Source organism: Pseudomonas sp. NBRC 100443, assembly GCF_030268185.1.
Taxonomy (GTDB): domain Bacteria; phylum Pseudomonadota; class Gammaproteobacteria; order Pseudomonadales; family Pseudomonadaceae; genus Pseudomonas; species Pseudomonas citronellolis.
The window spans coordinates 53,413-78,958 of the sequence record NZ_BSQE01000024.1; the positions used below are offsets into that span (position 1 = coordinate 53,413).

A 25,546-nucleotide genomic window follows, 5' to 3' on the forward strand; every position below is an offset into this window, starting at 1 on the left:
TCGTAGGATGGGCCGAGCCTGCGATACCCATGCGGTCATGGCGATGGGTATCGCTTCGCTCAACACCATCCTACGGAGTGTTGCGGGTGCCGACGGTGTAGCGGACCTTGTCCGCGATAGCCGGAACCACCGGCGCGATTCGCGGATAAGATCCGCTACGCCATGCGCACCTCCGGATTCACCTGTAGGAGCGCGCCCTGCGCGCGAAATCGCGGGCAGGGCCCGCTCCTACAGGGGAACCTCTCATCCGTTCTTTACGTTTTTCCCGCCCTCGTTCGTCTCGTCTTCTGTGAATCCATCGCTCAAGGAACCTGCTGCATGACCACCCTGGAAGCCCCCGCCCTGCGTTCCCAGCGCCTGAACCTGGCGACCCACGCCCCGCACCAGCGCCTGGACGCCGCGGTGAAGGCCCACGATCCCTTCGTCAGCCGCGAGAACTTCACCCCCTTCGTCGTCGCCCAGTACCTGTTCCAGTCGGAGCTGCAGGCGCTGTACCAGGATGCCGAGCTGGGCGCGATCTTCCCCGACCTGCCCGAACGCTGCCGCGCCCGGCAGGCGAAGGCCGACCTCGCCGACCTCGGCGCCCAGGTCCCGGTGCCGGTGGCCGGCGCCCCGGCCAATCCGTCCCGCGCCGAGGCCCTGGGCTGGCTGTTCGTCTCCGAGGGCTCCAAGCTCGGCGCCGCCTTCCTGATCAAGCGCGTGGCCGCCCTGGGCCTGGACGAGAACTTCGGCGCCCGCCACCTGGGCGAGCCGACCGGCGGCCGCGCCGAAGGCTGGAAGCGCTTCACCCGCACCCTCGACGGCCTGGCGCTGAGCGCCGAGGAAGAACGCGCGGCCGAAGCCGGCGCCCTGGCCGCCTTCGAGCGTTTCGGCGCCCTGCTGCAGCACGCCTACGAGCATGCCGCCGCCCACGCCTGACGCGATGATTGACGCGCATCCCGGCAGCCGCCAGGATGCGCCTTTCACCCCCGTCGCTGCCGTCCCGATGTCCCAGCCCGCCCGTTCGCGCACCGTCCGCCTGCTCTATGCCCTGCTCGCCTACACCAGCCTGGGCGTGGGCATGGTCGGCCTGGTGGTGCCCGGCCTGCCGACCACCGAGTTCGTGCTGCTGGCGGCCTGGGCCGCGGCCAAGAGCTCGCCCAGGCTCAGCGCCTGGCTGGAGAACCACCGGCTGTTCGGCCCCATCCTCGCCAACTGGCGCAACGGCCGCGCCATCGCCCGCCGGGCCAAGGTCGCCGCCAGCCTGGCGATGCTCGCGGCGCTGGCGATCATGCTGCTCACCCTACCCCACGGCTACTGGCTGTACGCGGTGGTGCTGGGCATGGCGATCGGCAACCTGTGGATCTGGTCGCGGCCGGATGATCGGCCGACGACGGGGCCGGAGCGGAATCCGTAGGGCAGGCAGGCTCCAGGCTCTTGTAGGAGCGAGCTTGCTCGCGAACCGTGCTCGCCGGGGGCCATGGTGTTGCCGGTTGCTCCGCTCCCTCTCCCCAACCCTCTCCCTGAAGGGAGAGGGGGCTAGTCCGTGCCGAGATAAGGCATGGTTTCAGCTGGAAACCGCCGTGTTTGCCGGCTGACTCGGGAAAACCAGATCGCACCGAACGGTCCCCTCTCCCTTCAGGGAGAGGGTTAGGGAGAGGGCGTTCTTAATCCTGGCACCAGCGCAGCCGGGATACTCCATCCGCAAGTCCCCCAAGCCCCCCACAAAAAGCAAATACCCCCCAGCGGAGGTATGCTGAAAACCTACCCCAACCACCCCGAGCCACCACCATGTCCACCCCCGCCAAACCCACCAGCAAGGTCGACCAGTTCCTCGCCGAGGCCCAGCAGCGCCGCGAAAGCAGCTACCGGGAAAAGGCCCTGAAGATGTACCCCTGGATCTGCGGGCGCTGCGGCCGCGAGTTCTCCGGCAAGCGCCTGAGCGAACTCACCGTGCACCACCGCGACCACAACCACGACAACAACCCCGAGGACGGCTCCAACTGGGAGCTGCTGTGCCTCTACTGCCACGACAACGAGCACCAGCGCCAGGTCGACGCCCACTACCAGGGCAACGACGCCGGCGCCAGCGGGCCCAAGGTCACGCACAAGGCCCTGGCCGGGCTGGCCGCGTTGCTCAACAAGGATTCCTGAGCGCGCCTGTTGCCTTGCGCGGCGTTTCCTGCGAAAACGGCGCCCCGAAACGGCCCGGCCGGGCCGCCACCTGCGACATAGGCACAGACATGAGCGACGAACTGCGTATCGAGGACATCCGCCCCGGCGACGGCAAGGCGGTGGTCAAGGGCGCGCTGATCACCACCCACTACCGGGGCACCCTGGAAGACGGCACCGTCTTCGATTCCTCCTACGACAAGGGCCGCCCCTTCCAGTGCGTGATCGGCACCGGACGCGTCATCAAGGGCTGGGATATCGGCCTCATGAACATGCGCGTCGGCGGCAAGCGCAAGCTCTTCGTGCCGGCGCACCTGGCCTATGGCGAGCGGCAGATCGGCGCGCACATCAAGCCGAACTCCAACCTCATCTTCGAAATCGAGCTGCTGGAAGTGCTGACCCGCGACGACTGAACGCGCCTCGCCTCAGGCCGTGGACTGCACCGACATGAGCCTGGCGCGCTGGCGCAGCAGGTTGGCATCCACCGCATCCAGGGCATCGATGAAGGCCACGGCGAAGGAGCCCGGCCCGCGGCTGGCCGCCTCGGCGATTTCCGCGGCCACGGCGAAATGCACGTGGGCCGCCGCCAGGGCGGTGAAGGCGTCCACCGCCACCGCCGTGTAGGCCGCCACCAGCGCGCCCAGGGCGCAACCGGAAGCGGTCACCCGCGGCAACAGCGCGCTGCCGCCGCCGATGCGCAGCAGGCGCGGCACGGCGCTCTCGCGGCTGTCGCCGACCCAACCCAGCAGGTGGTCCACCGCGCCCGAGGCCGACACCGCCTGGCAGTTGCGCAGCAGTTCCACCGCCGCCGGCACCGCGCGGGCCGGGTCGTCGGAGCTGTCGAAGCCCGGCGCGCCCTGCCCCAGCCCGGCCAGGCCGATGATTTCCGACGCATTACCGCGCACCACCGCCGGGCGCTGCTGCAGCAGCTCGGCGGCCACTCCGCCGCGCCAGGGCAGGCCGCCGGCGCCGATGGGGTCCAGCACCCAGGGCGTGCCATGGACCACCGCCGAACGCACCGCCTGGCGCATGCCCTCCACCTGGGCGCTGGTCGGGGTGCCCAGGTTGACCAGCACGGCGCCGGCCACGCGGGCGAAGCCGGCCGCCTCCTCGGGGTTGTCGACCATTGCCGGCGAGGCCCCGGCGGCCAGCAGCACGTTGGCCATGAAGTTGGCCGACACCACGTTGGTCAGGCACTGCACCAGCGGCCGCGCGGCGCGCAGTTCGGCATGGGCGGCGATGATCGAATCCAGGCTGGGCATGAACCTGGCGGGCGCGGCGGTGGACATGGGGCGGCTCCGGGAGGGCGGCGGAAAGTGCGCCTAATCTACCCGTTCCGCGCCGCGCCCTCTATGGCTGCGCGGTCCAGGGCGTGGCCACGCCCGCCTCCACCTGCAGCGACAGGTAGTGCACGCCGGCCAGCACGCCGCTCTGGCTGTTGCCCATCAGCGCCAGCCACTGCTGGTCGAAGGCATCGTTGAGGTCCTTGCGCAGCTGCGCCTCCAGTTGCGGGCGCTCGCGGTCGCGGGACAGCGCGGTGAAGCCGGCGCTGCCCAGCGACAGCACCGTCCCCGCCGCCTTGCCCACCGCCGCGGCGATGGCGCCGACGGCGCCGCTGACGGTCACCTCGCCCAGCAGTTTCTCGCTGGTGCGCCGGGCCACGGCGGATACGCCCTGGTCCGGCTCGTCCACGTCCACCCCGGTGCGCGTCGAGGCATCGTGCACCCGGGCGATCAACGCCTGGTAGGCCGGCAACTGGTCCAGGCGCTTCGCCTGCAACAGCTGGTACAGCGAGGCATCCCGTGTGGCGGGTGGGCCCAGGGCGATGGCGGGGATGGCCTGCAAACGCTGGTCCAGCTGCGCGCGCGGCACGCCCAGGCGTTCGGGGATGGCGTCCAGCTGCCCGGCGAGGGCCTGCACGTAGAAACGGGTGGCGGCCTCCATCACCGCGGCGGGGTCGACCTGCCGCGCCACCGGTTCGAGCACGCGGCGCTGGTACTGGCCCTGCAGGTAGACGGACAGGCGGCTGACCGCCGGGCTCTTCTGGCTGTCGCCGAGCTTGTACCAGGCCACCCGCAAGCCCAGCCACTGCTGCGTCCAGTAGCCGGAGAACCAGGGGATGAAGTCGCTGTCGGTGCGCTGGTAGACCAGGTCCATCCAGTTTTCCATGGCGCCGCGGGCGTAGTCCTCGGCCTTGTCGGCGGCGGCCATGGAGGCAGAGGCGATGTCGCGGTCCACCTGTGCCCAGGTGGCCGCCGTCACCGGCGCCAGCGGCTCGGCGGCCTTGTGCCCGGCGCAGGCCGCAAGCGCCAGCAACGCCGCCAGCAACAGGCAGCGCAGCGGTCGCCAGGCTGTCGCTCGGCTGGCCATCGACTATCCTTCCGCCACGGGCGCCGCCGGCGCGGGAAAGTCGCCGGCGCCCTACTCCACCTTATCCGCAGCGCCGCCGCAGGGGCTGGCGGCCGGACGCACGGCAGGCGTCAGTCGAAGGTCACCGCGGCGCTGGGCAGCACGTCCAGGCGCGGGGCGAAGCTGCTCATGCGGCTGAACACTTCGTTGTGGTGGGCGATGATCTGCTCGGCGCGCAGCACGCGGTTGTCCAGGGTGCTGTGGGCGTCGCCGGCCAGCACCACGTCGTAGCCCTCGGCCAGGGCGCGGCGCACCGTGGTGTCGACGCAGAAGTCGGTCTGCATGCCGCAGATCACCAGGCCGGTCACGCCCAGCTTGCGCAGCAGGGCATCCAGTTCGGTGCCGTGGAAGGAGTCGGGCGTGGTCTTGCGCACCCGCGGGTCGCCATCGGCCACCTGCAGCGCCGGGGCCAGCTGCCAGCCTTCGCTGCCAGGGCGGAAGTCGCCCTCGGGCTCCTCGTGCTGGACGAAGATGACCGGCAGGCCGAGGTCGCGGGCGCGGCGGCCCAGGCCGTTGATGCGCTCGACCACGCCTTGGTGGTCGAAGCAGGCGTCGGCGCCGCCGCACAGGGCGTGCTGGACGTCGATGACGAGCAGGGCGACGGACATGGTGGAACTCCCCGGTAGCGATGGAAAAGGACCAACGATAGCCGGCGGCGGCGGGGCCGGCCAGCGCCGCGTTAGGACGGCAGTTGCTCGCGCATGGCCCTGGCCAGCTCGGCGGCGCCCTCCTCGTCCAGGCGCCCGGCCGCGCCGCGAACGTCGTCGGGCACCTTGTTCTGGCTGAGCTTGGACTTGCCGACCAGCTCGTGGATCTGCACCTCGATGCCGACCACCTTGGCCAGCATCCCGGCGATGAATTCGGGGGTGGAATCGGCCATGCGCCAGGGCCGCGCCTCGCCGGCCTCGTGGATGCGCGTGAGGCGGCCCACCAGGCCGCGGACGAAGCGCTCGTCGTCGACCACCCGCAGGGTGCCGCGCACGTGCACCACCTGGTAGTTCCAGGTGGGCACCTGCTCGTGGCTCAGGTGCTTGCTGGGGTACCAGTTGGGCGAGATGTAGTGCTCCGCGCCGCGGAACACCACCAGCACCTCGCTGCCATCGGCGTGCTGCCACAAGGGGTTGGCCCGGGCCACGTGGGCGCGCAGGCAACCCTCTTCGGGGAGCAGTTCGAAGGGAATGTGGTCGGCGTCCAGCCCCCCGCCGCTGTCGTGCACCAGCATGCCCAGCGGGTGGGCCTGGATCAGGCGGTGCAGCGCGTCGACACGGGTCTCGCGGAAATGCTCGGGCAGGTACATGCCGTTCTCCGGGTACTGGGAAGGCCCCCATGATGCGCGGGGATTGGTCCACTACAAAGAGCCATTTCCCCTTCGCCACAGGGAGCCATTCCCCGGCGGCCCGTCATTCGCGGGTGATGCCCGTGATGGTGATGCCATACAGGCGCAGCAACGCATCGGTCGCGTCGCCCTCGGGGGTTTCGTGGGCGGCGCCGTACTCGCCCTTTTCCAGGTTGCGGCGCGCCCACTCCAGCAGGTAGCGCTCCGCCTCCTGCATGCTCGGCTTGTGCGCGGACGGCATGGACAGGACGCTCGTGTTGTTGTCCTTGTGGTAACTGATCTTCCAGCGTGCCATGGGCCTCTCCCTCTCGAAGCATGGGTATCAGGGTAAGAAGCCCATGCGCCGCCAGGGTTCAAACCGATCGATCGCCTGCCGCCCGGCAGGCCCCGGGCAACCGCTGGCGAAACTTCTTCGAACCATTCGGCCACGTGGCCTTCCCACTACATGTGCGGGCCGATGACGGTTCGCCCATTCAGTGGAAACCAACCCTGAGGAGTTCATCATGACTTCGAAGAGCAGCAACCCCGGCAACTTCGCCAACGACCGCGAGAAAGCCTCGGAAGCCGGCAAGAAAGGCGGCTCCCGCAGTGGCGGCAACTTCGCCAATGACCGTGAAAGAGCCGCGGAGGCCGGCCGCAAGGGTGGCCAGCACAGCCACGGCGGCGGCAGGAGCTAGGCCGTAGCCCTGAGCGGGCCCGGCGGAGCCCCAGGTTCCGCCGGGCTTCTTCATGAAGCGCCTAGCCTTGGTGGTCCCGCTCGCCGTCCAGCGGCAGCGCCACGCCCGCTCCCCCGCCGCCACCGAGGCCGCCGCCCAGGCCGCCCTTGCCTGGCCTCCCGAGGCGCTGAAGGTTGGCGCGCCCGGCGGAAACAGGCTAGCCGTTGGGCAGTGTAGCCCCGTGCCCCGTCAGAGCGTCGGGTCCCAGCGCTGCGACCAGTCCGGGTCCTCGCGCACCAGCTCGCGCAGCAGCGTGAAGGCCTGCTGCAACTGCGCCGAATCGCGCTCGCGGGAATACACCAGGTAGGTCGGGTAGCTGAACTCCGGGGCCCGCGGCACGCGGCGCAGCACGCCCTTGTCGAGGTAGCTCTGCACCACCCGCGTGCGGAAGTAGCCCGAGCCGCCGTTCTCCAGGATGTACTGCAGCGCCAGCGGCCCGAGGTTGAAGGCCACCGGCGCGCGGGCCTTGTCCGGCAATGCGCTGTCGTGCTGCTGGCGGAAGCCCTCGCCCCAGTCGATGTACACGTAGGGCTCGGGGTTCTTGGCGCGCACCAGGATGAGCTTCTCTTCCAGCAACTGCTCCACCTGCATGCCCGGCCAGTAGTGCGGCTGGTACACCAGCGCGGCGTCCAGCACGCCCAGCTCCAGCTGGCGCAGCAGGGCCTCGCCGCTGCCGATCTCGGCGCGCACCGCGTAGCTGTCGATGGTCTGCCGGATGCGGCTGACCCAGCGCAGCATCAGCGGGTTGCACAGGCTCACCTCGCCGCCGATGTGCAGCACGTTGTCCACGCCCTCGGGCAGCGGCAGGTCGCGCTGCGCGGCTTCCCAGGTCTGTAGCATCTGGTTGGCGTAGATGATGAAAGCCTCGCCGTCGGCGGTCAGGCGCGCGCCGGCGCGGTTGCGCACGAACAGCTTGCAGTTGAGGTGGCTTTCCAGCTTCTGGATGCGCGCGGTGATGGCCGTCTGGGTGACGTGCATGCGCTCGGCGGCGGCGACGAAGCTGCCGTGGCGGGCGATTTCCAGGAAGGTGCGGGTGAGGTCGATGTCCATGCTGTGGGGCGGGGCTGGGGGCGGGTGGCGGCATTCTAAACCAGGGTGGGGGGACTGCTGGGGGAATGACGGTGGTTTTTTCCGGTGGGGAGTGGTGTTAGGTGAAGGTCCGCAACCCTCTCCCCCCGCCCTCTCCCTGAAGGGAGAGGGGGCTTGTCTGTGCCTGCTGGAAGAATTGGTTTACGCCGGCGCATATCGGCTGACACGGAAACACCAGCGCACACCGAACGGTCCCCTCTCCCTTCAGGGAGAGGGTTAGGGAGAGGGCGCTCTCGGTCTTGGCGCCGAAGTCCCTGGAAACCCCGTTCGCGAGCAAGCTCGCTCCTACAGGACGGAAGCTCAGCTCACCCGCCGATACCCACCCAACACCCCGCGCCGCGACAGCACCCACTGCCACAGCTGGATATCCCTCGCCCGGAAGGCCCCCGCACAGGACAGCAGGTAGTAGCGCCACATGCGGTAGAAGCGCTCGCCCAGTTCCTCGGCGAAGCGCGGCCAGCTGGCCTCGAAGTTGCGCGCCCAAGCCATCAGCGTGCGGTCGTAGTCGGCGCCGAAATTGTGCAGGTCTTCCACCACCAGCAGGCCGTCGGCGGCGTCGCCGATCTGGCCGATGGAGGGCAGGTCGCCGTTGGGGAAGATGTATTTGTCGATCCAGCGGTCCGGCACGCTGCGGCGCTGGTTCTTGCCGATGGTGTGCAGCAGGAACAGGCCGTCGTCGTCCAGGCAGCGCGAGGCGACCTCCATGAAGGTGCGGTGGTTCTTGCGCCCGACGTGCTCGAACATGCCGATGCTGACGATGCGTTCGAAGCGCTCGTCGAGGTCGCGGTAGTCCAGCAGGCGGAACTCCAGCGGCAGCCCGGCGTAGCGCTTGCGCGCCCATTCGCACTGCTCGCGGGAGATGGTCACGCCCACGCATTCCACGCCGTAGCGCTCGGCGGCGAAGGCCATGAAGCTGCCCCAGCCGCAGCCGATGTCCAGCACGCGCATGCCCGGGCGCAGGTCGAGCTTGCGGCACACCAGGTCGAGCTTGGCCTCCTGGGCCTGGGCCAGGTCCTCGGCGTCCTTCCAGTAGCCGCAGGTGTAGGTCATGCGCGGGTCGAGCATGGCGGCGTAGAAGTCGTTGCCCAGGTCGTAGTGGCGCTCGCCCACCGCCCAGGCGCGGTTCGCCGTCTGCAGGTTGCACAGGCGCGCCTGCAGGGCGTGGAAGATCAGAGAGGCCGGGCTGACCTGGTCGACCACCCCGCTGCGCAGCAGGCGGGCGAAGAACTCGTCGAGTTGGTCGCAGTCCCAGTCGCCGTCCATGTAGGCCTCGCCAAGGCCGAGGTTGCCCTGGGCCAGGGCGCGTTGCGGCACGCCGGGATGGTTCAGGCGCATGTCCCAGGGCTGGTGGCCGTCCAGGCCCAGGCCGGCCTGCTCGAGTAGCGAGCGGGCGAAACGCTGGGCACGGCTGTCGGCAGCCGCCGGGGTCGGGCGGGAGGTGGAGAGCTCGGAAGGCATGGTGTTTCCCTTGTGTTTTCTAGATATCCGTTGGCGCTCAGGCGTCGTCGCGGTGCAGGCGCAGGACCGCGCGCAGTTCCTCGCGCAGCCAGGCCTGGCGGATGCGCGGCAGGCGCTGGGCGAGGCGCCGCGCCACCCAGCGCTGGCCGCGGGCGACGAAGCGCAGGCGCTCGGCCATCTCCTCGATGGCCATGGCCTTGGCATGGAAGGCGTCCAGTTCGCGTCCGGGCTCGGCGCCCAGGCGCTGCAGGCTGCGGCGCAGGCGGCGGCAGCTTTCCGCCTCGCCCTGGTGCAGCGCGTGCAAGCGCTCCAGAAGTCGTGGATCCTCGGTCTGCCGGGCGCTGTCGAGCATCACCCGGGCGCCGGCGCGCTCGGCGCTCAGCAGTTCCTGCAGCCAGTCGACGAGGTCGGCGTCTTCGTCGCCGCCCTGCAGGCGCGCCAGGCTGGCATCGGCCTCCGCCACCAGCTGCGCCAGGCGCTCGGCGGCCGGGCGGATGTCGTGCAGCTGGGCGCAGGACTGGCCGGCGTAGATCGGCATGTCCTCCAGGCGGCCATAGGCGCCGCGCAACGGCGAGTCGGTGGAGAACAGGTAGATGGGGCCGCCGTCCTGCTCGCCGATCACCGGCGTCTCGCGGCGCTCTTGCAGGTTCGCGTAGTCGCCGCGGGTCACGGCGTTGGGCAGCACGCGCACCGGCGCCGGCATCGGCCAGTTGCGGAAGAAGGCCTCGGTCAGCAGCGTCTGCTCCGCCTCGGCCTCGACCAGGCAGCGCTTGTGGTAGTCGTGGGCGTAGGACTCGTCGGTGGCGAGGAAGGCCGAACCGCAGGCCACGCCCTGGGCGCCCAGGGCCAGCGCAGCGGCGATGGCGGCGCCGCTGGCGATGCCGCCGCAGGCCACCACCGGCACCTCGCCCAGAGCCACCAGCTCCGGCACCAGCGCGAAGGTGGATACCTGGCCGCGCACGTGCCCGCCGGCTTCCACGCCCTGGGCGATCAGCACGTCCACCCCGGCGCGCAGCGCGGCCTCGGCATCGGCGCGGTGGCCCACCTGGTGCAGCACCAGCATGCCGGCGTCCTTGAAGCGGCGGACCACGTCGGCCCGCACGTCCCAGAACAGCGCCACCGCCGGCACCCGCAGCTCCAGGCAGACGGCCACCTGTGCCTCCAGCAAGTCGGCGGGAGTGGCCGCGGGGATCAGGTTGACGGCGAAGGGTTCGTGGCTGAGCTCGCGGTAGGCCGCCACCTCGCGGCGGATCAGCGCCACCGGCTCGCGCACCATGCCCAGGCAGCCGAAGCCGCCGGCGTTGCTCACCGCCGCGACCAGTTCATGGCGTGCCACGCCGCCCATGCCGGCGCAGAGGATGGGGACCCGGCAACCCAGGAGTTCGACCAGGGGGGTGTTCAGCGCGGGATGAGGCATGGCGGTACTCCTGAAGCCGCAAGGCAGAGCGGCGACAGGACAATGGTAGGCCTTGGGCTTAACTGAATTTAAATGAAATTTAATGGCCGATTAGTTCATTAAAATGAATATGTAAGCCGTATTCGAAAAACCGGATCTACCCCCTGCAAGCCACGCTTTCCTTGCCCATGCCCGCCTGCGGCAAAGGGTCGCGCGGGCGACGGTCGCAGCGTTCATATCAAAATAAGTTCATTCAGCCTTCATTATTATTAATTTGTTGCATGCCTTGACGTTCCGCAGACTGTATCGGCTCCCTGCAAAGGTTCTGGCCCCCCACTCCGACCAGGGTCTTGCACCCGCTGCCACGTTCCCCGTGCAGTGGGGGGAGCAGCCAGTCACCGCGCATTTCGACGGAACCCAAGATGGCCAGCGTGCAAGCCCTCGACAAGAACGACACCTATAATTACGAGATCGTCCGCCGTTTCACCCTCACCACCCTGTTCTGGGGCGTGCTGGGCATGAGCATGGGCGTGGTGATCGCCGCCCAGCTGGTGTGGCCGGAACTCAACCTCGGCCTGCCCTGGACCAGCTTCGGGCGCATCCGCCCGATCCACACCAACCTGGTGATCTTCGCCTTCGGCGGCAGCGCGCTGTTCGCCACCTCCTTCTACGTAGTGCAGCGCACCTGCCGGGTGCGCCTGGTCTCCGACAGCCTGGCCAACTTCGTGTTCTGGGGCTGGCAGGCGAGCATCCTGGCGATGCTGGCGAGCTACCCGCTGGGCATCACCACCTCCAAGGAATACGCCGAGATGGAGTGGCCCATCGCGCTCTGGGTCACCGTGGTGTGGGTCGCCTACGCCTACCTGTTCTTCGGCACCATCGCCCGCCGCAAGGTGCAGCACATCTATGTGGGCAACTGGTTCTACGGCGCCTTCATCGTGGTCACCGGCATGGTCCACGTGGTCAACCACCTGGCGCGCCCGGTCAGCCTGCTGAAGTCCTACCCGATCTACTCCGGCGCCACCGACGCCATGATCCAGTGGTGGTACGGCCACAGCGTGGTCGGCTTCATCCTCTCGGTGGGCTTCCTCGGCATGATGTACTACTACGTGCCGCGCCAGGCCGAGCGGCCGGTGTACTCCTACCGCCTGTCCATCGTGCATTTCTGGGCGATCATCACCCTGTACATCTGGGCCGGCCCGCACCACCTGCACTACACCGCGCTGCCGGACTGGGCGCAGTCCCTGGGCATGGTGATGTCGCTGATCCTCCTGGCCCCGAGCTGGGGCGGCATGATCAACGGCATGATGACCCTCTCCGGCGCCTGGCATAAGCTGCGCACCGACCCGATCCTGCGCTTCCTGGTGGTCTCCCTGGCGTTCTATGGGATGTCCACCTTCGAAGGCCCGATGATGGCCATCAAGACGGTGAACTCGCTGTCCCACTACACCGACTGGACCATCGGCCACGTACACGCCGGGGCGCTGGGCTGGGTGGCGATGATCTCCATCGGCGCGCTGTACCACATGATCCCCAAGCTCTACGGCCGCGAGCGGATGTACAGCGTCGGGCTGATCAACGCGCACTTCTGGCTGGCCACCATCGGCACCGTGCTCTACATCGCCTCAATGTGGGTCAACGGCATCACCCAGGGCCTGATGTGGCGTGCGGTCAACGCCGACGGCACCCTCACCTACTCCTTCGTCGAAGCCCTGCAGGCCAGCCACCCGGGCTACATGGTGCGGCTGTTCGGCGGCGCCCTGTTCGCCAGCGGCATGTTCCTGATGGCCGGCAACACCTGGCTGACCGTGCGCGCCGGCCAGCGCATCGACCGCATGCCCATCGCCAGCGCCGCCTGAGGAACCCCGCCATGCAACTGCTGCTCGCCCTGGCCACGCTGCTGGTCGTGGCCGTCGCCCCCTGCCTGCACCTGCGCCGCGCCAGCCGTCACGACCTGCAACAGGCGGCGCTGCTGCCCTTCGCCGACGACCCCGAGGCCGCCGCGCGGATGAGCGCCGCCACCGGCCAGCACTGCGAGCGCCTGTTCGACCCGCGCCGCGAGTGCCGCCTGCGGGCCTGATTTACCCGATCCAGGGACGGATCCCTCCCGCGTGCCTGTCTGGCACTTTTCGGGGCCCACCTCGTTGTTCCGTGAGGTGGGCCCTTTTTTTCGTGGCGCATGATGCGTTGGCGTTTTCCGGCGATGCGGGGTGGCGTTTCCAGCTCACCTCCGAAGGGGATTCGGCCATGGTCAAACGGCGGATAAACGCGAACGGTTATTCGCCCTACGTGGCTGAGACTCCCGTCCTGAAGGGGGCCAGTCCGTGCCGGGAGAGGATTCGATGCCAGTCGGCAACGCTGGAGCCGCCGGCTGACGCCGTAATGCCCGTTCCTGCCCAACGTCCCCTCTCCCGCTTGCGGGAGAAGGTTAGGGTGAGGGGCTCTTGAAATGGCCCCCTACGCCCCGCCCTCACCTCCCCCTAGGGGCCCGTAGGGGTTTCCCCGATTTTCGCGCCACCGCGCCGGCCCTATCGTTCGCAGCCATATCCCCCACTGCGTGAGCGCCGCCGTGTTCGCCTATTCGATCTTCTGGACAGGAATCGCCCTGGGCCTCGCCGGCCTGGGTTTCGCCCAGCCATGGCTGGCCGCGGCCGGGCTGGCCATGGCCGGCGCCGCAGGCATCGTCCTGCGCCCCCGCGCACAACTGCCGGCCGAGCTTCCCGCGCCGGCCGCCGAGGCCCCTGCCGCCGTCGATTGCCAGCCCCTGCTGCACGCCGTGCTGCCGGCCTGGCAGCAGAACCTGGAGCAGGTGCGCAAGCTGCTGGCCGGCAACGTCGGCGAGCTGTTCGCGCGCTTCGCCGCCCTGGCCGAGCGCCTGCAGCAGACACTGGCCCGCTCCGAGAGCGTCACCGGCGGCGAAGGCCTGAGCCACGACCTGCGCCAGGCCCAGCAGCGCCTGCACGAAGTCACCGAGGCCTTCCACGCCGCCAGCGTGCGCAAGAACGAGCTGCTGGCCACCATCGGCAACCTCAGCGGCTACGCCAGCGAGCTGCAGGGCATGTCCAAGCACGTGCAGGACATTGCCAGCCAGACCAACCTGCTGGCCCTCAACGCCGCCATTGAGGCGGCCCGCGCCGGGGAGTACGGGCGCGGCTTCTCGGTGGTGGCCGACGAGGTGCGCAAGCTGTCCAGGCTCTCGGCCGAGACCGGCCAGCGCATGGTCGAGAAGGTCGGCGAGATCAATCAGGCCATCCACGCCACCGTCACCGCGGCGCAGGAGCTGTCCAGCCGCGAGGAAGACAACCTCGACTACCTGGACGGCGTCGCCGCCGACATCCTGCGGAACCTCTCGCGCAACCTCGAAGCGCTCAGCGCCAGCGCCGGCGAGCTGCAGCACGACACCCGCGTCACCCAGGCGGACATCCAGGAAATCATCGTCGGCCTGCAGTTCCAGGACCGCAGCGACCAGATCCTCGACCACCTGCAGGGCGACATCGGCCGCCTGCACCAGGCCGTCGCCAGCAGCGATGCCGCCCTCGCCCAGCCGCAACGCTGGCTCGGCGAGATGAGCCGCCAGTTCACCACCGACGAGGAACGCAGCGCCCGCCCGGCGAGCCGCGGCGCCGCCTCGGACGTCACCTTCTTCTGATCGCCCCGGAGCCCAACATGGCCAAGACCATTCTCATCGTCGACGACTCCACGTCCATGCGCCAACTGGTCAAGATGACCCTCGCCGGCGCCGGCCACCAGGTCATCGAGGCCGTCGACGGCCGCGACGCCCTGGCCAAGCTCGGCGGCCAGAAGGTGCACCTGGTCATCAGCGACCTGAACATGCCCAACCTCGACGGCATCGGCCTGGTCAAGGCGCTGAAGGCGCGCCCCGAGTACCGCTTCACGCCCATCGTCATGCTCACCACCGAAAGCGAACAGGGCAAGAAGGCCGAAGGCCAGGCCGCCGGCGCCCGCGCCTGGATCGTCAAGCCGTTCCAGCCGGCCCAGCTGCTGGCCGCCGTGGACCGGCTGGTGGGCTGAGATGCTGCACCTTTGCGACGAGCCCGGCCGCCCCCTGGCGCTGGCCGGCAGCCTGACCATCTACGAGGTGGGCCAGGCCTGCGCCGCCCTGCGCGAGGCGGTCGCCGGCGCCCGCCTGGAAGTGGCCGGGCAATGGCCGCTGGACCTGTCCCGCCTCGACGAAATCGACACCGCCGGCGTGCAACTGCTGCTGGCGCTGCGCACGCAACTGCAGCGCCACGGCGCCGTACTGGCGCTGCACGCGCCCAGCGAGGCGGTGCGCGAACTGGTCGACCTGTTGCGGCTGCACGCCGCCCTGCCCTATGCCGCCGCAGCGGCCCAGCCCGAGGCCTGATGCCATGCTCGACGGCGAACAATGGAGCGAACTGCTGCGCGGCTTCATCGAAGAGGCCCGCGACCTGGCCCGGCAGGCCGAGGAATGCCTGCTGGAACTGGAGCGCAACCCGGCCGACGGCGAAGCCATCACCCGCCTGTTCCGCGCCATGCACACCCTCAAGGGCTCGGCCGGACTGTTCTCGCTGCTGCCGCTGGTGAACTTCACCCACCACCTGGAAAACCTGCTGATGGCCGTGCGCGACGGTGAGCGCGTACTGACCGCCGAGCTGGTCTCGCTGATGCTGCGCTGCCTGGACGAGATCACCTCGATGGTCGCGCTGATCGACCCGGCCAGCGGCGAGCTGCCGGTAGACGCGGCGCACCAGCGCGAACTGCTCGACGCCCTGGCCGCGCTGACCGGCAACGAGCCGGAACTGATCCCCACGCAAGCCATCGACTGCCCGGCCCGCGGCCGCCTGGACGCCTGCGCCAGCTGCGAGGCGCAAGGCGCCTGGCACATCTCGCTGCGCTTCGACGGCGAGCTGCTGCGCAACGGCTTCGACCCGGCCACTTTCGTGCGCTACCTCGGCCGCCTGGGCGAGGTGCTCTGCCTGCACCTGATCGACGACGCCGTGCCGGCGCTGGAAGAACTCGACGCCGAGCGCTGCTACCTGGGCCTGGAGATTGCCCTGTGCACCTCGGCGGAACGCGCCGCCATCGAGGAAGCCTTCGAATTCATCCGCGATTTCTGCAGCCTGCGCATCCTGCCGCCGGGCAGCCAGGTGGACGACTACCTGGCGCTGATGCGCGAGCTGCCGGAAAGCGACGAGCGCATCGGCGCCATCCTGGTCGCCAGCGGCCTGCTCGACGAACAGGACCTGGCCCGCGGCCTGGCGTTGCAGGCGCAGCACAGCGACGCGCTCAAGCCCGCCCTGGGCAGCGTGCTGGTGGACCAGGGGCTGGTGCCGGCGCAGGCGGTGAACGCCGCCCTGGCGCAACAGCAGAAGGCCCGCGAGCGCGCCCCGGAAAGCAGCCTGATCCGCGTCGCCGCGCACAAGCTCGACGAGCTGATCAACCTGGTGGGCGAACTGGTGATCAGCGCGGCCGCCGCCCAGCTGCACGCCCGCGCCAGCGGCGACAGCGCCAGCAGCGAAAGCGCGCAGACGGTCAACCGCCACGTGGAGCTGATCCGCGAGGCGGCGCTGAAGCTGCGCATGGTCGAGATCGGCGAGACCTTCTCGCGCTTCCACCGCGTGGTGCGCGACGTCAGCCAGCAACTGGACAAGCGCATCCGCCTGGAGATCCACGGCGCCGACACCGAGCTGGACAAGTCGGTGATCGACAAGCTGGCCGACCCGCTCACCCACCTGGTGCGCAACGCCATGGACCACGGCATCGAGCCGGCCGGGCAGCGCATCGAGGCGGGCAAGGCGCCCGAGGGCCTGCTGCGCCTGAACGCCTTCCACGAGTCGGGCACGGTGGTCATCGAAGTCAGCGACGACGGGCGCGGCCTGGACACCCGGCGCATCCGCGCCAAGGCCATCGAGCGGGGCCTGATCGAGGCCGGCGCCACCCTCGGCGAGCAGGAGCTGCAGCGGCTGATCTTCGCCGCCGGCTTCTCCACCGCCGACAGCGTCTCGGACCTGTCCGGCCGCGGCGTGGGCATGGACGTGGTGCGCAGCGCCATCGAAGCGCTGCGCGGCAGCATCGAGATCGACTCGCGCGCAGGCCAGGGCAGCACCTTCCGCATCCGCCTGCCGCTGACCCTGGCGATCATCGACGGCTTCCAGGTGAGCCTGGGCGACGAACAGTTCGTGGTGCCGCTGGGCCTGATCACCGAATGCATGGAGCTGCCGCCCCACGCCGGTGACGGCGCCTGCGGCTACATCGACCTGCGCGGCCGGCCGCTGCCGTGCATCGACCTGGCCGCGCACTTCGGCCTGCCGGGCAGCCGCGGCGGGCGCCGCAACATAGTGGTGGTCAGCCACGGCCGGCAGCAGGCCGGGCTCGTGGTCGACCACCTGCACGGCGAGCTGCAGACGGTGATCAAGCCGCTCGGCCCGCTGTTCCAGCACCTGCAGGGCATCGCCGGCTCGACCATCCTCGGCTCCGGCCAGGTCGCCCTGATCCTCGATATCGCCACGCTTTTCGCCAGCCTCGACGAACAGCCGACGCACCACCCCGTGGACAGCGATCCACAGCAGAGCCACAGGCACCCGCAAGCCGCCGGTGCGCAGGAGACACCCCATGAAATTCATCCGTAACCTCCGGATCGGCATCCGCCTGATCGCCGGCTTCTCCCTGGTGGTGGCCCTGACCACCGCGGTGGGCGCGCTGGGCATCTTCAATCTGGGCAAGGTCAACGACCTCTCCGACCAGATGTACAACCGCGAGATGCTCGCCCTCGACGCCATGCAGGTGGCCAACCTCAACCTGGTGTACATCGGCCGCCACCTGCGCAGCTCGCTGCTGGCCGCCAGCGTCGAGGAACGCGACGCGACCATGGCCCAGGTGCCCCAGGCCATCAAGACCCTGCACGACAACCTGGAGGCGGCCCGCGCCAGCTTCGTCAGCGACGAAGCCAAGGCGCGCCTGGCGCAGCTGGACCAGCAACTGGCGGAGTACGAGAAGACCGCCCTGCACATCCTCGACCTGAACAAGGCCAGCGGCCGTCTCGGCGAAGGCAGCGAGGCCAGCGCCCTGCTGCCGAAGCTGCGCCAGCTGAGCAACGCCGCCGACGACAACATGAGCGCGCTGGTGGAGCAGAAGAAACAGCGCGCCCGCCAGGCCAACGACAGCATCACCGACATCTACCTCGCCTCGCGCCTGCAGATGATCGTGCTGGTGCTGGTCGCCGCCGGCCTGGGCTTCGCCATCGGCATCCTGGTTACGCGCAGCATCGTGCGCCCGCTCAACCGCGCCATGGGCGTGGCCAACAGCCTCGCCGAGGGCGACCTGGGCGTGCGCGTGGAAGTCGACAGCGCGGACGAGACCGGCCGCCTGCTGGGCTCCATGGGCCACCTGGCCGAGCGCCTGCGCAACGTCATGGGCGACGTGCGCGGCGCCGCCGACGCCCTCTCCTCGGCCTCCGAGGAAGTCAGCGCCACCTCCCAGTCCCTCAGCCAGGCGGCCACCGAGCAGGCCGCCAGCGTCGAGGAAACCACCGCCTCGGTGGAACAGATGTCCGCCTCCATCGCGCAGAACACCGAGAGCGCCCAGGTCACCGACGGCATCGCCGGCAAGGCCGCCAGCGACGCGGTGGACGGCGGCCGCGCGGTGCGCGAGATGGTCCAGGCCATGAAGCAGATCGCCGACAAGATCGGCATCATCGACGACATCGCCTACCAGACCAACCTGCTGGCCCTCAACGCCGCCATCGAAGCGGCCCGCGCCGGCGACCACGGCAAGGGCTTCGCGGTGGTGGCCGCCGAGGTGCGCAAGCTGGCCGAGCGCAGCCAGGTGGCCGCGCAGGAGATCGGCGGCGTGGCCGGCAGCAGCGTGCAGCTGGCCGAGCAGGCCGGCCACCTGCTCGACGAGATAGTGCCCAACATCCAGAAGACCTCCGACCTGGTCCAGGAAATCACCGCCGCATCCCAGGAGCAGAGCGCCGCCGCCGGGCAGATCAACATCGCCATGGGTCAGATGAACCAGATCACCCAGCAGAACGCCTCGGCCTCCGAGGAGCTGGCCGCCACCGCCGAAGAAATGAACGCCCAGGCCAGCCAGTTGCTGGAACTGATCGGCTACTTCCGCTTCGACGAGCAGGCCCGCGCCCACGCGCCCTACCGCGGCAGCGTCGCCGGCACCCCGCGCGAACCCCATCGACCGATGCGCAAGGCGGCCGCCGCGCGGGTGGACGAAGGCCAGTTCGTCAGCTTCGACTGAGGAAAGCGAGCATGGACAACCTGCAGAGCACGGCGCCCGGCGCGGTACAGCACCTGTCGTTCCGCGTGCGCCAGGCGCGCTACGCGCTGCCCATCGAACTGGTGCGCGAGATCATCGAATACGGCCAGATCACCGCAGTGCCGATGATGCCCGGCTTCATCCACGGCGTGATCAACCTGCGCGGCAACGTGGTGCCGGTGCTGGACCTGGCCGCCCGCTTCGGCATGCCGCTGAGCGTGCCGGACAAGCGCACCTGCATCGTCATCATCGAACTCGAGCTGGGCGACAGCCAGCAGCGCACCGGTCTGGTGGTGGACGCCGTGGACGCGGTGCTGGACATCGAGGCCGCCAGCATCGAGCCGGCGCCGCCCTTCGGTGCCGGCATCCGCACCGAGTTCATCGCCGGCATGGCCCGCGACGAGGCGGGCTTCACCATCGTCCTCGACGTGCGCCGCGCGCTGTCGCTGGACGACATCCGCCAGCTCGGCCTGGCCGCGCAGGCCGGCTGATGCCCACGCGCAACCTGCCGCGCCTGGGCGACGAGGACTTCCGCCGCCTGCAGCGCCTGATGCAGCAGGCCTCGGGCATCCGCATGGGCGAACAGAAACGCACCCTGATGGCTGGCCGCCTGATGTGCCGCCTGCGGGCGCGCGGGCAGCCCGACTACGGCGCCTACCTGCGCCTGCTGGCGCAGCCGGCCGAGGCCGCCGAGCGGCGCCTGGTGGTGGACCTGCTCACCACCAACGAGACCTTCTTCTTCCGCGAGCCGCAGCACTTCGAGGTGCTCGGCGACTGGGCCGCGCGCCGGCGCCGGCCGCTGCGGCTGTGGAGCGCCGCCGCCTCCTCGGGGCAGGAAGCCTTCAGCATGGCCATGACCCTGGCCGAGCGCGGCGCGGCGGACTGGTCCATCCTGGCCACCGACCTCAGCCTGCGGGTGCTGGACAAGGCCCGGCGCGCCATCTACCCGATGGAACAGGCGGCCCACCTGCCGCGGGGCTGGCTGGAACGCCACTGCCAGCGCGGCATCGGCGAAAGCGCCGGCAACTTCCGCATCGGCGCGCACCTGCGCGAGCGGGTGGCCTTCGCCGAACTGAACCTGGCCCGCGAACTGCCGGCGGACGTCGGTCCTTTCGAGGTCATCTTCCTGCGCAACGTGCTGATCTACTTCGGCGCCGAGGAAAAGCGCGGCATGCTCGCCCGGCTGCTGCAGCGCCTGGTGACGGGCGGGCTGCTGTTCATCGGCCACGCCGAGAGCCTGCACGGCCTGGGCCTGCCGGTGCGCACGCTGTGCCCGTCGGTCTTCGAACGCACGCGATGAGAGGAGCACGGGCGTGATCAAGGTCTTCATCGTCGACGACTCGGCGCTGGTGCGCCAGGTGCTCACCGCCTGCCTGGGCGGGCACCCAGGCATCCAGGTCATCGGCCAGGCGGCCGACCCGCTGTTCGCCCTGGAGAAGATGCGCCAGCAATGGCCGGACGTGCTGGTGCTGGACGTGGAGATGCCGCGCATGGACGGCATCACCTTCCTGCGCCGGATCATGGCCGAGCGGCCGACGCCGGCGATCATCTGCTCCACCCTCACCCAGGCCGGCGCGGCCATCACCCTGGAGGCCCTGGCGGCCGGCGCCGTGGGCGTCTTCGCCAAGGCCAGCGTGGGCCTGCGCGAAAGCCTGCAGCAACTGGCCGGCGAACTCATCCGGCAGATCGAGGCGGCCGCCCGCAGCCATCCACGGGCCACGCCGCCGCGCACGCCGGCCACGGCCGTACCGCCAGCCACCCGCAGCGGCCGGTTCGCCGGCGAGCGCATCGTCGCCCTGGGCACCTCCACCGGCGGCACCCAGGCGCTGGAGCAGGTGCTGCGCCAACTGCCGGAGGACTGCCCGGGCATCGTCATCGTCCAGCACATGCCGGAGAAGTTCACCGCCGCCTTCGCCCAGCGCCTGGACGGCCTGTGCCGCATCGAAGTACGCGAGGCGCGCCACCTGGACCGCCTGCGTCCAGGCCTGGCCCTGGTGGCGCCGGGTGGCTTGCACATGCAGCTCAGGCGCAGCGGCGCGCACTACCTGGTCGAAGTGCTCGACGGCCCGCCGGTCAACCGCCACAAGCCCTCGGTGGACGTGCTGTTCCGTTCGGTGGCGCGGTACGCCGGGCCCGACGCCCTGGGGGTGATCATGACCGGCATGGGCGACGACGGCGCCCGCGGCCTGCTGAGCATGCGCGAGGCCGGCGCGCGCACCCTGGCCCAGGACGAGGCCAGCTGCGTGGTGTTCGGCATGCCGCGCGAAGCGCTGCGGCTGGGCGCCGCCCAGGCCAGCGAGCGGCTGGCCAACCTGCCACGGGCTATCCTTCAGTTCGCGGGTGGTGACGAATGAGCGCGCCGCCCGCGCGCAAGAGCCGAACCTTGGCCGGGGAAAAGGCTCTGTCCTGAAGCGAAGGCCGTCGCGCGCGGCCATGGAACATGGATACAGGAGCTTGTCGCAATGAACCCACAACGGTCGACTGCCCGGGGCCCGGCGAACGCCCGGGGGCAGGTCGCACGGCCATGAGCTGCCGCCTGCTGCTGGCCGACGACCATGCGCTGATCCGCTTCGGCGTGCGCGCCATGGTGGCCAGCCTGGAGGGCTACGAGATCATCGGCGAAGCGGAGAACGGCCGCCAGACGGTGGAACTGGCCCGTGCCCTGCGCCCGGACATCATCCTGCTGGACGTCACCATGGAAGGCTCCAGCGGCCTGGACGCCCTGTGCGAACTGGGCAGCGTGGCGCCGGCCTCGCGGGTGCTGATGCTGTCGATGCACACCGACGCCGAGGTGGTGCTCGCGGCCCTGGAGCGCGGCGCCCAGGGCTACCTGCTCAAGGACGCCGCCCTCAACGAACTGCACATGGCCCTGCGCGCCGTGGGCCGCGGCCAGCGCTACCTGAGTTCGGCCATCGCCGCCCCGGTCATCGCCCAGGCCCTGGCCCGGCAGAAGCCGGCAGCCAACGACCCCGAGCTGACCCAGCGGCAGATCGAGATCCTCCGCCTGATCAGCCGCGGCGCCTCCACCCGCGCCATCGCCACCGGCCTGGGCCTGAGCGTGAAAACGGTCGAAGCCCACCGCGCCCAAATCATGCGCCGCCTGCGCATCCACGACGTGCCCAACCTGGTGCTCTACGCGGTGCGCCAGGGGCTGATCGACCCCAATGACTGACCGGGGCCGCCAGCCCAGCCTATGAAAAGCGTCTAGGCGCAGCCTTGCCGAATCCGGGCAATGCCTGCGGCGCAACCAGCCATAGCCGCTAAAACTTCATAGCCGCAGATTGTGGTGCCTGGGACTTCATCTTTTTCCGCCCCCGAGCTGAATCATACAAGTGAATTTTCCTTTGCCAGTCATCTTGGTTGACGCAACTTTTCACGCTACATAAGTTCCGCACATCAAATACGGATAATTGAACAAGGAAGCTTGCATGGTAATTCCTGCATATCCATGGCTAAAAACGGAACCCAGTATCTACACGGTGCTTATCTTCGAGAAAGAACTCGATACCTCAAGCCCCTGCTTTTCCAATAGCAGGAGCAAACGATGATCCGGTGTACTTTTCACCTTAATGGCGGAAGGCTTTCCAACTTGAGCTGCCCCGGCATAGGTTTCTTCCCAGCATATTCCGGCAATGCCGGTCCACACAGAAACAACCCGGGCTCGGCTGTACTACAAGACATTGGCCCTTTGCCCCCAGGAAAATACCACATCGTAAATAGACCCAAAGGCGGCGCCATGGGTATCTTGAGAGACCAAATAAACTCCTTACTCAGTGGCTCGGATCGTACGCTCTGGCTTGGCCTATTTCGTGATGACGGCACAATCGATGACTACACCTTTATCGAATATGTGAGGCGCGGAAACTTCAGACTACACCCTGCTGGCTATCAAGGTGTCAGCAACGGGTGCATCACACTGCCAAATCATTTTCATTATGCTATCCTGCGCAAGGCTTTATTAAGAGCACCGACAACGCCCCTATCCGGCGGGCTAATTTCTTATGGAACAATACAGGTTTACTGAATGAAGCCCTTGAAATTCCTGTTGCTTTGGCATGCCTTTGCATTTTCGTATGTAGCGATATTTCTACTAACTTATACACTGATACCGGAGAAATGGATATTTTCGAAACTTTCGGAACGCTATGGCTTCATTGACATAATAATCTGGGATAATGCATACATGACAACCGTGCTGCTTTCGGCCCTTCTGGTAAATGCGATTGTCATTTTCGGCTCAATGCAACTGCTGAAGAGAATCCAAATAACCGCAACCGGGAAATAGGCTCATAGGTATCACCGAAAGAAGCCTCACCGTAGGAGCGGACTCCGTCCGCGATTCCATCGGCAGGGCCGACGGACACATGCAAAAACGCACGCGCCCCACCTCCCTGGCGGGCCGCGTGCGTTACCAACGCATATTCCTAACGAATCGTCAGACCTGTTCCTGCACACCTCCTTCCGCGAAGACTTTCACGGGCTTGCCGCTCGGGGAAAGCACGCCGGTCACCACCTGCCAGGCCATCGACAGGGCCCCGACGATGAACACCAGGTCACCGAAGGTGCGCACCCAGCGCAGGGTCTGCAGCAGCGGTTGCTGCATGAACTCCTCGCTGCGTGCGTACCAGAGGCCGACGCTGGCGCTGGCGTGGAACTGGATGATGCCGATGGGCAGCAGGCTGGTGGCGAGCATCAGCACCAGGCCGCCGTTGAGGCACCAGAAGGCGGTCTTCATCAGCCTTTCGTTGAAGTGCAGCTGCGGGCGGATGTAGCGCAGCACCAGCAGGGTGAAGCCCAGGGCGAGGAAGCCGTAGACGCCGAACAGCGCGGCATGGGCGTGGGTCGGGGTGGTGTTCAGGCCCTGGATGTAGTAGAGCGCCACCGGCGGGTTGATCATGAAGCCGAACACCCCGGCGCCGAGCATGTTCCAGAAGGCCACGGCGACGAAACAGGCCAGCGGCCATTTCACCCGCTGCATCCAGGCGGCACGGTTCTTCAGGCGCCAGTTCTCCCAGGCCTCGTAGCCCAGCACCACCAGCGGCACCACTTCCAGGGCGCTGAAGGTGGCGCCCACCGCCATCACCGGCGTGGTGGTGCCGGCGAAGTACAGGTGGTGGAAGGTGCCGGGCACGCCGCCGAGCATGAACAGCGAGGCCGAGGCCAGGCTGGCGGTGGTTGCGGCGCGGCCGGAGACCAGGCCCATGTTGGAGAAGATGAAGGCCAGCGCGGTGGTGGCGAAGACCTCGAAGAAGCCCTCCACCCACAGGTGCACCACCCACCAGCGCCAGTACTCCATCACCGACAGGTTGGTGCGCTCGCCGTAGGCCAGGCCGGCGCCGTAGAACAGGCCGATGGCGATCACCGAGGCCGACAGCAGCGCCAGCAGGTTCTTGTCGCCCGGCTTGGCGAAGGCCGGCAGGATGCCGCGCAGCATCAGCAGCAGCCAGAAGGCGATGCCGAGGAACTTGCCGATCTGCCACAGGCGCCCTAGGTCGACGTATTCGTAGCCCTGGTGGCCCAGCCAGAAGTTCCACTGCGGCGGCATCAGCTGGGCGATGGCCAGGTAGTTGCCGATGAACGAGCCGACCACCACCACGACCAGTGCCCAGAACAGCACGTCGACGCCGAGCTTCTGGTGTTTCGGGTCCTTGCCGCCGTTGATGACGGGCGCCAGGAACAGCCCCGCGGCGAGAAAGCCCGTGGCGATCCAGAACAGCGCGCTCTGGATGTGCCAGGTGCGCAGCAGCGAATAGGGGAACCACTGCGACAACGGGATGCCGTAGAAGTCCTGCCCTTCCACCGTGTAGTGCGCGGTGGCGCCGCCCAGCAGCACCTGGAAGCCGAACAGCCCGACCACCAGCAGCAGGTACTTGCCCAGCGCCCGCTGCGACGGGGTGAGCGCCACCAGGCTGAGCGGGTCCTGCAGCGGCGGCTCCGGTTCCGCCTCCTCATGCCCGCGCAGGAAGGCCCAGGCCCACACCAGGAAGCCCACCCCGGCGATCAGCAGCACCACGCTGACGATGGACCACATGACGTTCTCGGCGGTCGGCTGGTTGCCGATCAGCGGTTCGTGGGGCCAGTTGTTGGTGTAGGTGGCGGCCGAACCCGGGCGCTCGGTGGCGGCGGCCCAGGCGGTCCAGAAGAAGAAGTGCGTCAGCTCCTGGCGCCGCGCCAGGTCAGGCAGGGTGCCCTCCTTCATGGCGAAGCTCTTGCGGCTGTGCTGCAGCGCCGGGTCGTCGCCGAACAGCGCGACGTAATAGTCGGCGGTGTGGCGGATGGCCTCGACGCGGCGTGCGCTCAGGGTCAGCACGCCATCTTCGGCGCGGTTGCCGCGGTACTCGCGCTTCAGGCGGGCCAGCAGCACAGCCTGCTGGTCGCCGTCCAGTTCGCCGAAGGCCTTGCCGTACTGCTCGTGGGCGCCGATATCGAGCCAGGCGCTCAGCTCGCGGTGCAGCCAGTCCGCGGTCCAGTCCGGGGCCTGGTAGGCGCCGTGGCCCCAGATGGAGCCGAGCTGCATCCCGCCCACGCTCTGCCAGGCGGTCTGGCCGTCGAGGATGTCGGTGCCGGTGAACAGGGTTTCGCCGGTCTCGCTGCGCACCTGCGCGGGGATCGGCGGCGCCTGGCGGTAGACCTCGCGGCCGAACCAGCCGAGTATGCAGAAGGTCACGCCGAGCACGGCGATCAGCGCCCACCACAACTTGCGGTATTCACCCATGATGGCGCTCCTCCCCGGCGACCGGG

Annotated in this window: 24 protein-coding genes and 3 pseudogenes; 18 read left to right on the plus strand and 9 right to left on the minus strand. The window is 68.8% G+C overall.

Annotated elements, in window-relative coordinates; all coding sequences use genetic code 11:
- The first annotated feature begins 318 nt into the window (after positions 1–318).
- The 4 genes from QSJ95_RS26080 to QSJ95_RS26095 all read left to right on the plus strand — a co-directional run bounded on the left by QSJ95_RS26080 (position 319) and on the right by QSJ95_RS26095 (position 2,564).
- Positions 319–918 (plus strand): biliverdin-producing heme oxygenase, encoded by a 600-nt coding sequence (locus QSJ95_RS26080; protein ID WP_285646384.1) that lies wholly within the window; start codon positions 319–321, stop codon positions 916–918.
- Between the two features lie 67 nt (positions 919–985).
- Positions 986–1,396, plus strand: coding sequence for a YbaN family protein (locus tag QSJ95_RS26085; protein ID WP_285646386.1), 411 nt, complete (start codon positions 986–988; stop codon positions 1,394–1,396).
- 374 nt (positions 1,397–1,770) lie between these two features.
- Positions 1,771–2,133, plus strand: coding sequence for a YajD family HNH nuclease (locus QSJ95_RS26090; RefSeq protein ID WP_285646387.1), 363 nt, complete (start codon positions 1,771–1,773; stop codon positions 2,131–2,133).
- A gap of 89 nt (positions 2,134–2,222) precedes the next feature.
- Positions 2,223–2,564 carry an FKBP-type peptidyl-prolyl cis-trans isomerase gene (locus QSJ95_RS26095; protein WP_043272616.1) on the plus strand — a complete coding sequence of 114 codons (342 nt, stop codon included), beginning with the start codon at positions 2,223–2,225 and terminating at the stop codon, positions 2,562–2,564.
- Positions 2,565–2,576: 12 nt separating this feature from the next.
- On the opposite strand, the gene thiM is transcribed toward QSJ95_RS26095, so the two are convergent.
- From thiM to QSJ95_RS26120, 5 genes are all read right to left on the minus strand, one after another.
- Complete coding sequence (gene thiM, locus QSJ95_RS26100) at positions 2,577–3,440, minus strand: hydroxyethylthiazole kinase (protein WP_009620255.1); 864 nt, start codon at positions 3,438–3,440, stop codon at positions 2,577–2,579.
- A gap of 61 nt (positions 3,441–3,501) precedes the next feature.
- Positions 3,502–4,521 carry a hypothetical protein gene (locus tag QSJ95_RS26105; RefSeq protein WP_285646391.1) on the minus strand — a complete coding sequence of 340 codons (1,020 nt, stop codon included), beginning with the start codon at positions 4,519–4,521 and terminating at the stop codon, positions 3,502–3,504.
- 110 nt (positions 4,522–4,631) lie between these two features.
- A complete protein-coding gene (locus QSJ95_RS26110) occupies positions 4,632–5,168 on the minus strand; it encodes a cysteine hydrolase family protein (RefSeq protein ID WP_285646392.1) in 537 nt (178 codons plus the stop codon).
- A gap of 71 nt (positions 5,169–5,239) precedes the next feature.
- Entirely contained in the window at positions 5,240–5,857 is a 618-nt protein-coding gene (locus QSJ95_RS26115) for an FMN-binding negative transcriptional regulator (protein WP_285646393.1), read from the minus strand.
- 103 nt (positions 5,858–5,960) lie between these two features.
- Entirely contained in the window at positions 5,961–6,191 is a 231-nt protein-coding gene (locus tag QSJ95_RS26120) for a hypothetical protein (protein WP_009620247.1), read from the minus strand.
- A gap of 232 nt (positions 6,192–6,423) precedes the next feature.
- Between QSJ95_RS26120 and QSJ95_RS26125 the strand changes: the two are divergent.
- Positions 6,424–6,573 (plus strand): annotated as a pseudogene (locus QSJ95_RS26125) (con-10 family general stress protein); the annotation flags it as partial.
- A 228-nt stretch (positions 6,574–6,801) separates the two neighbouring features.
- Here QSJ95_RS26125 and QSJ95_RS26130 read toward each other — a convergent pair.
- From QSJ95_RS26130 to QSJ95_RS26140, 3 genes are all read right to left on the minus strand, one after another.
- The gene (locus QSJ95_RS26130; protein WP_009620244.1) at positions 6,802–7,662 is read right to left on the minus strand and encodes a LysR family transcriptional regulator; all 861 of its coding nucleotides are present in this window, start codon (positions 7,660–7,662) and stop codon (positions 6,802–6,804) included.
- Positions 7,663–8,001: 339 nt separating this feature from the next.
- The gene (cfa, locus tag QSJ95_RS26135; protein ID WP_061561637.1) at positions 8,002–9,159 is read right to left on the minus strand and encodes a cyclopropane fatty acyl phospholipid synthase; all 1,158 of its coding nucleotides are present in this window, start codon (positions 9,157–9,159) and stop codon (positions 8,002–8,004) included.
- A gap of 37 nt (positions 9,160–9,196) precedes the next feature.
- Positions 9,197–10,576 carry a nitronate monooxygenase gene (locus tag QSJ95_RS26140; RefSeq protein WP_285646396.1) on the minus strand — a complete coding sequence of 460 codons (1,380 nt, stop codon included), beginning with the start codon at positions 10,574–10,576 and terminating at the stop codon, positions 9,197–9,199.
- Between the two features lie 401 nt (positions 10,577–10,977).
- On the opposite strand from QSJ95_RS26140, the gene ccoN reads away from it, so the two are divergent.
- From ccoN to QSJ95_RS32905, 13 genes and pseudogenes are all read left to right on the plus strand, one after another.
- Positions 10,978–12,414 carry a cytochrome-c oxidase, cbb3-type subunit I gene (gene ccoN / locus QSJ95_RS26145; RefSeq protein ID WP_061561635.1) on the plus strand — a complete coding sequence of 479 codons (1,437 nt, stop codon included), beginning with the start codon at positions 10,978–10,980 and terminating at the stop codon, positions 12,412–12,414.
- A gap of 11 nt (positions 12,415–12,425) precedes the next feature.
- On the plus strand, positions 12,426–12,635 hold the full coding sequence (locus QSJ95_RS26150; protein ID WP_051879175.1) for a hypothetical protein: 210 nt from the start codon (positions 12,426–12,428) through the stop codon (positions 12,633–12,635).
- A gap of 582 nt (positions 12,636–13,217) precedes the next feature.
- Positions 13,218–14,204 (plus strand): methyl-accepting chemotaxis protein, encoded by a 987-nt coding sequence (locus QSJ95_RS26155; protein WP_423360426.1) that lies wholly within the window; start codon positions 13,218–13,220, stop codon positions 14,202–14,204.
- A gap of 17 nt (positions 14,205–14,221) precedes the next feature.
- Entirely contained in the window at positions 14,222–14,587 is a 366-nt protein-coding gene (locus QSJ95_RS26160) for a response regulator (protein ID WP_009620233.1), read from the plus strand.
- Between the two features lies 1 nt (position 14,588).
- Complete coding sequence (locus tag QSJ95_RS26165; protein ID WP_009620231.1) at positions 14,589–14,921, plus strand: STAS domain-containing protein; 333 nt, start codon at positions 14,589–14,591, stop codon at positions 14,919–14,921.
- 4 nt (positions 14,922–14,925) lie between these two features.
- Complete coding sequence (locus tag QSJ95_RS26170; protein WP_285646403.1) at positions 14,926–17,166, plus strand: chemotaxis protein CheA; 2,241 nt, start codon at positions 14,926–14,928, stop codon at positions 17,164–17,166.
- Positions 17,150–17,701: pseudogene (locus tag QSJ95_RS33075) on the plus strand (MCP four helix bundle domain-containing protein); the annotation flags it as partial. The gene QSJ95_RS26170 and the pseudogene QSJ95_RS33075, both read left to right, overlap by 17 nt.
- A gap of 93 nt (positions 17,702–17,794) precedes the next feature.
- Positions 17,795–18,787 (plus strand): annotated as a pseudogene (locus tag QSJ95_RS33080) (methyl-accepting chemotaxis protein); the annotation flags it as partial.
- Positions 18,788–18,798: 11 nt separating this feature from the next.
- Positions 18,799–19,296: a chemotaxis protein CheW gene (locus tag QSJ95_RS26180; RefSeq protein WP_061561630.1), complete on the plus strand. Its 498-nt coding sequence runs from the start codon at positions 18,799–18,801 to the stop codon at positions 19,294–19,296.
- Positions 19,296–20,105 carry a CheR family methyltransferase gene (locus QSJ95_RS26185; RefSeq protein WP_069865285.1) on the plus strand — a complete coding sequence of 270 codons (810 nt, stop codon included), beginning with the start codon at positions 19,296–19,298 and terminating at the stop codon, positions 20,103–20,105. Before QSJ95_RS26180 ends, QSJ95_RS26185 begins: the two co-directional genes overlap by 1 nt.
- A gap of 13 nt (positions 20,106–20,118) precedes the next feature.
- Positions 20,119–21,159, plus strand: coding sequence for a protein-glutamate methylesterase/protein-glutamine glutaminase (locus QSJ95_RS26190; RefSeq protein ID WP_285646408.1), 1,041 nt, complete (start codon positions 20,119–20,121; stop codon positions 21,157–21,159).
- Positions 21,160–21,329: 170 nt separating this feature from the next.
- Positions 21,330–21,977, plus strand: a complete 648-nt coding sequence (locus tag QSJ95_RS26195) for a response regulator (protein WP_009620218.1) — start codon at positions 21,330–21,332, stop codon at positions 21,975–21,977.
- 372 nt (positions 21,978–22,349) lie between these two features.
- Positions 22,350–22,829, plus strand: coding sequence for a DUF2778 domain-containing protein (locus QSJ95_RS32905; protein WP_084229700.1), 480 nt, complete (start codon positions 22,350–22,352; stop codon positions 22,827–22,829).
- A gap of 411 nt (positions 22,830–23,240) precedes the next feature.
- On the opposite strand, the gene QSJ95_RS26200 is transcribed toward QSJ95_RS32905, so the two are convergent.
- Positions 23,241–25,520: a nitric-oxide reductase large subunit gene (locus tag QSJ95_RS26200; protein ID WP_285646410.1), complete on the minus strand. Its 2,280-nt coding sequence runs from the start codon at positions 25,518–25,520 to the stop codon at positions 23,241–23,243.
- Positions 25,521–25,546: the final 26 nt, after the last annotated feature.

Excerpts from the sequence above, each read along its gene's own strand:
- QSJ95_RS26080 (WP_285646384.1), top strand. The coding sequence starts at position 319 with ATGACCACCCTGGAAGCCCCCGCCCTGCGTTCCCAGCGCCTGAACCTG.
- QSJ95_RS26085 (WP_285646386.1), top strand. The coding sequence starts at position 986 with ATGTCCCAGCCCGCCCGTTCGCGCACCGTCCGCCTGCTCTATGCCCTG.
- QSJ95_RS26090 (WP_285646387.1), top strand. The coding sequence starts at position 1,771 with ATGTCCACCCCCGCCAAACCCACCAGCAAGGTCGACCAGTTCCTCGCC.
- QSJ95_RS26095 (WP_043272616.1), top strand. The coding sequence starts at position 2,223 with ATGAGCGACGAACTGCGTATCGAGGACATCCGCCCCGGCGACGGCAAG.
- thiM (WP_009620255.1), bottom strand. The coding sequence starts at position 3,440 with ATGTCCACCGCCGCGCCCGCCAGGTTCATGCCCAGCCTGGATTCGATC.
- QSJ95_RS26105 (WP_285646391.1), bottom strand. The coding sequence starts at position 4,521 with ATGGCCAGCCGAGCGACAGCCTGGCGACCGCTGCGCTGCCTGTTGCTG.
- QSJ95_RS26110 (WP_285646392.1), bottom strand. The coding sequence starts at position 5,168 with ATGTCCGTCGCCCTGCTCGTCATCGACGTCCAGCACGCCCTGTGCGGC.
- QSJ95_RS26115 (WP_285646393.1), bottom strand. The coding sequence starts at position 5,857 with ATGTACCTGCCCGAGCATTTCCGCGAGACCCGTGTCGACGCGCTGCAC.
- QSJ95_RS26120 (WP_009620247.1), bottom strand. The coding sequence starts at position 6,191 with ATGGCACGCTGGAAGATCAGTTACCACAAGGACAACAACACGAGCGTC.
- QSJ95_RS26130 (WP_009620244.1), bottom strand. The coding sequence starts at position 7,662 with ATGGACATCGACCTCACCCGCACCTTCCTGGAAATCGCCCGCCACGGC.
- cfa (WP_061561637.1), bottom strand. The coding sequence starts at position 9,159 with ATGCCTTCCGAGCTCTCCACCTCCCGCCCGACCCCGGCGGCTGCCGAC.
- QSJ95_RS26140 (WP_285646396.1), bottom strand. The coding sequence starts at position 10,576 with ATGCCTCATCCCGCGCTGAACACCCCCCTGGTCGAACTCCTGGGTTGC.
- ccoN (WP_061561635.1), top strand. The coding sequence starts at position 10,978 with ATGGCCAGCGTGCAAGCCCTCGACAAGAACGACACCTATAATTACGAG.
- QSJ95_RS26150 (WP_051879175.1), top strand. The coding sequence starts at position 12,426 with ATGCAACTGCTGCTCGCCCTGGCCACGCTGCTGGTCGTGGCCGTCGCC.
- QSJ95_RS26155 (WP_423360426.1), top strand. The coding sequence starts at position 13,218 with ATGGCCGGCGCCGCAGGCATCGTCCTGCGCCCCCGCGCACAACTGCCG.
- QSJ95_RS26160 (WP_009620233.1), top strand. The coding sequence starts at position 14,222 with ATGGCCAAGACCATTCTCATCGTCGACGACTCCACGTCCATGCGCCAA.
- QSJ95_RS26165 (WP_009620231.1), top strand. The coding sequence starts at position 14,589 with ATGCTGCACCTTTGCGACGAGCCCGGCCGCCCCCTGGCGCTGGCCGGC.
- QSJ95_RS26170 (WP_285646403.1), top strand. The coding sequence starts at position 14,926 with ATGCTCGACGGCGAACAATGGAGCGAACTGCTGCGCGGCTTCATCGAA.
- QSJ95_RS26180 (WP_061561630.1), top strand. The coding sequence starts at position 18,799 with ATGGACAACCTGCAGAGCACGGCGCCCGGCGCGGTACAGCACCTGTCG.
- QSJ95_RS26185 (WP_069865285.1), top strand. The coding sequence starts at position 19,296 with ATGCCCACGCGCAACCTGCCGCGCCTGGGCGACGAGGACTTCCGCCGC.
- QSJ95_RS26195 (WP_009620218.1), top strand. The coding sequence starts at position 21,330 with ATGAGCTGCCGCCTGCTGCTGGCCGACGACCATGCGCTGATCCGCTTC.
- QSJ95_RS32905 (WP_084229700.1), top strand. The coding sequence starts at position 22,350 with ATGATCCGGTGTACTTTTCACCTTAATGGCGGAAGGCTTTCCAACTTG.
- QSJ95_RS26200 (WP_285646410.1), bottom strand. The coding sequence starts at position 25,520 with ATGGGTGAATACCGCAAGTTGTGGTGGGCGCTGATCGCCGTGCTCGGC.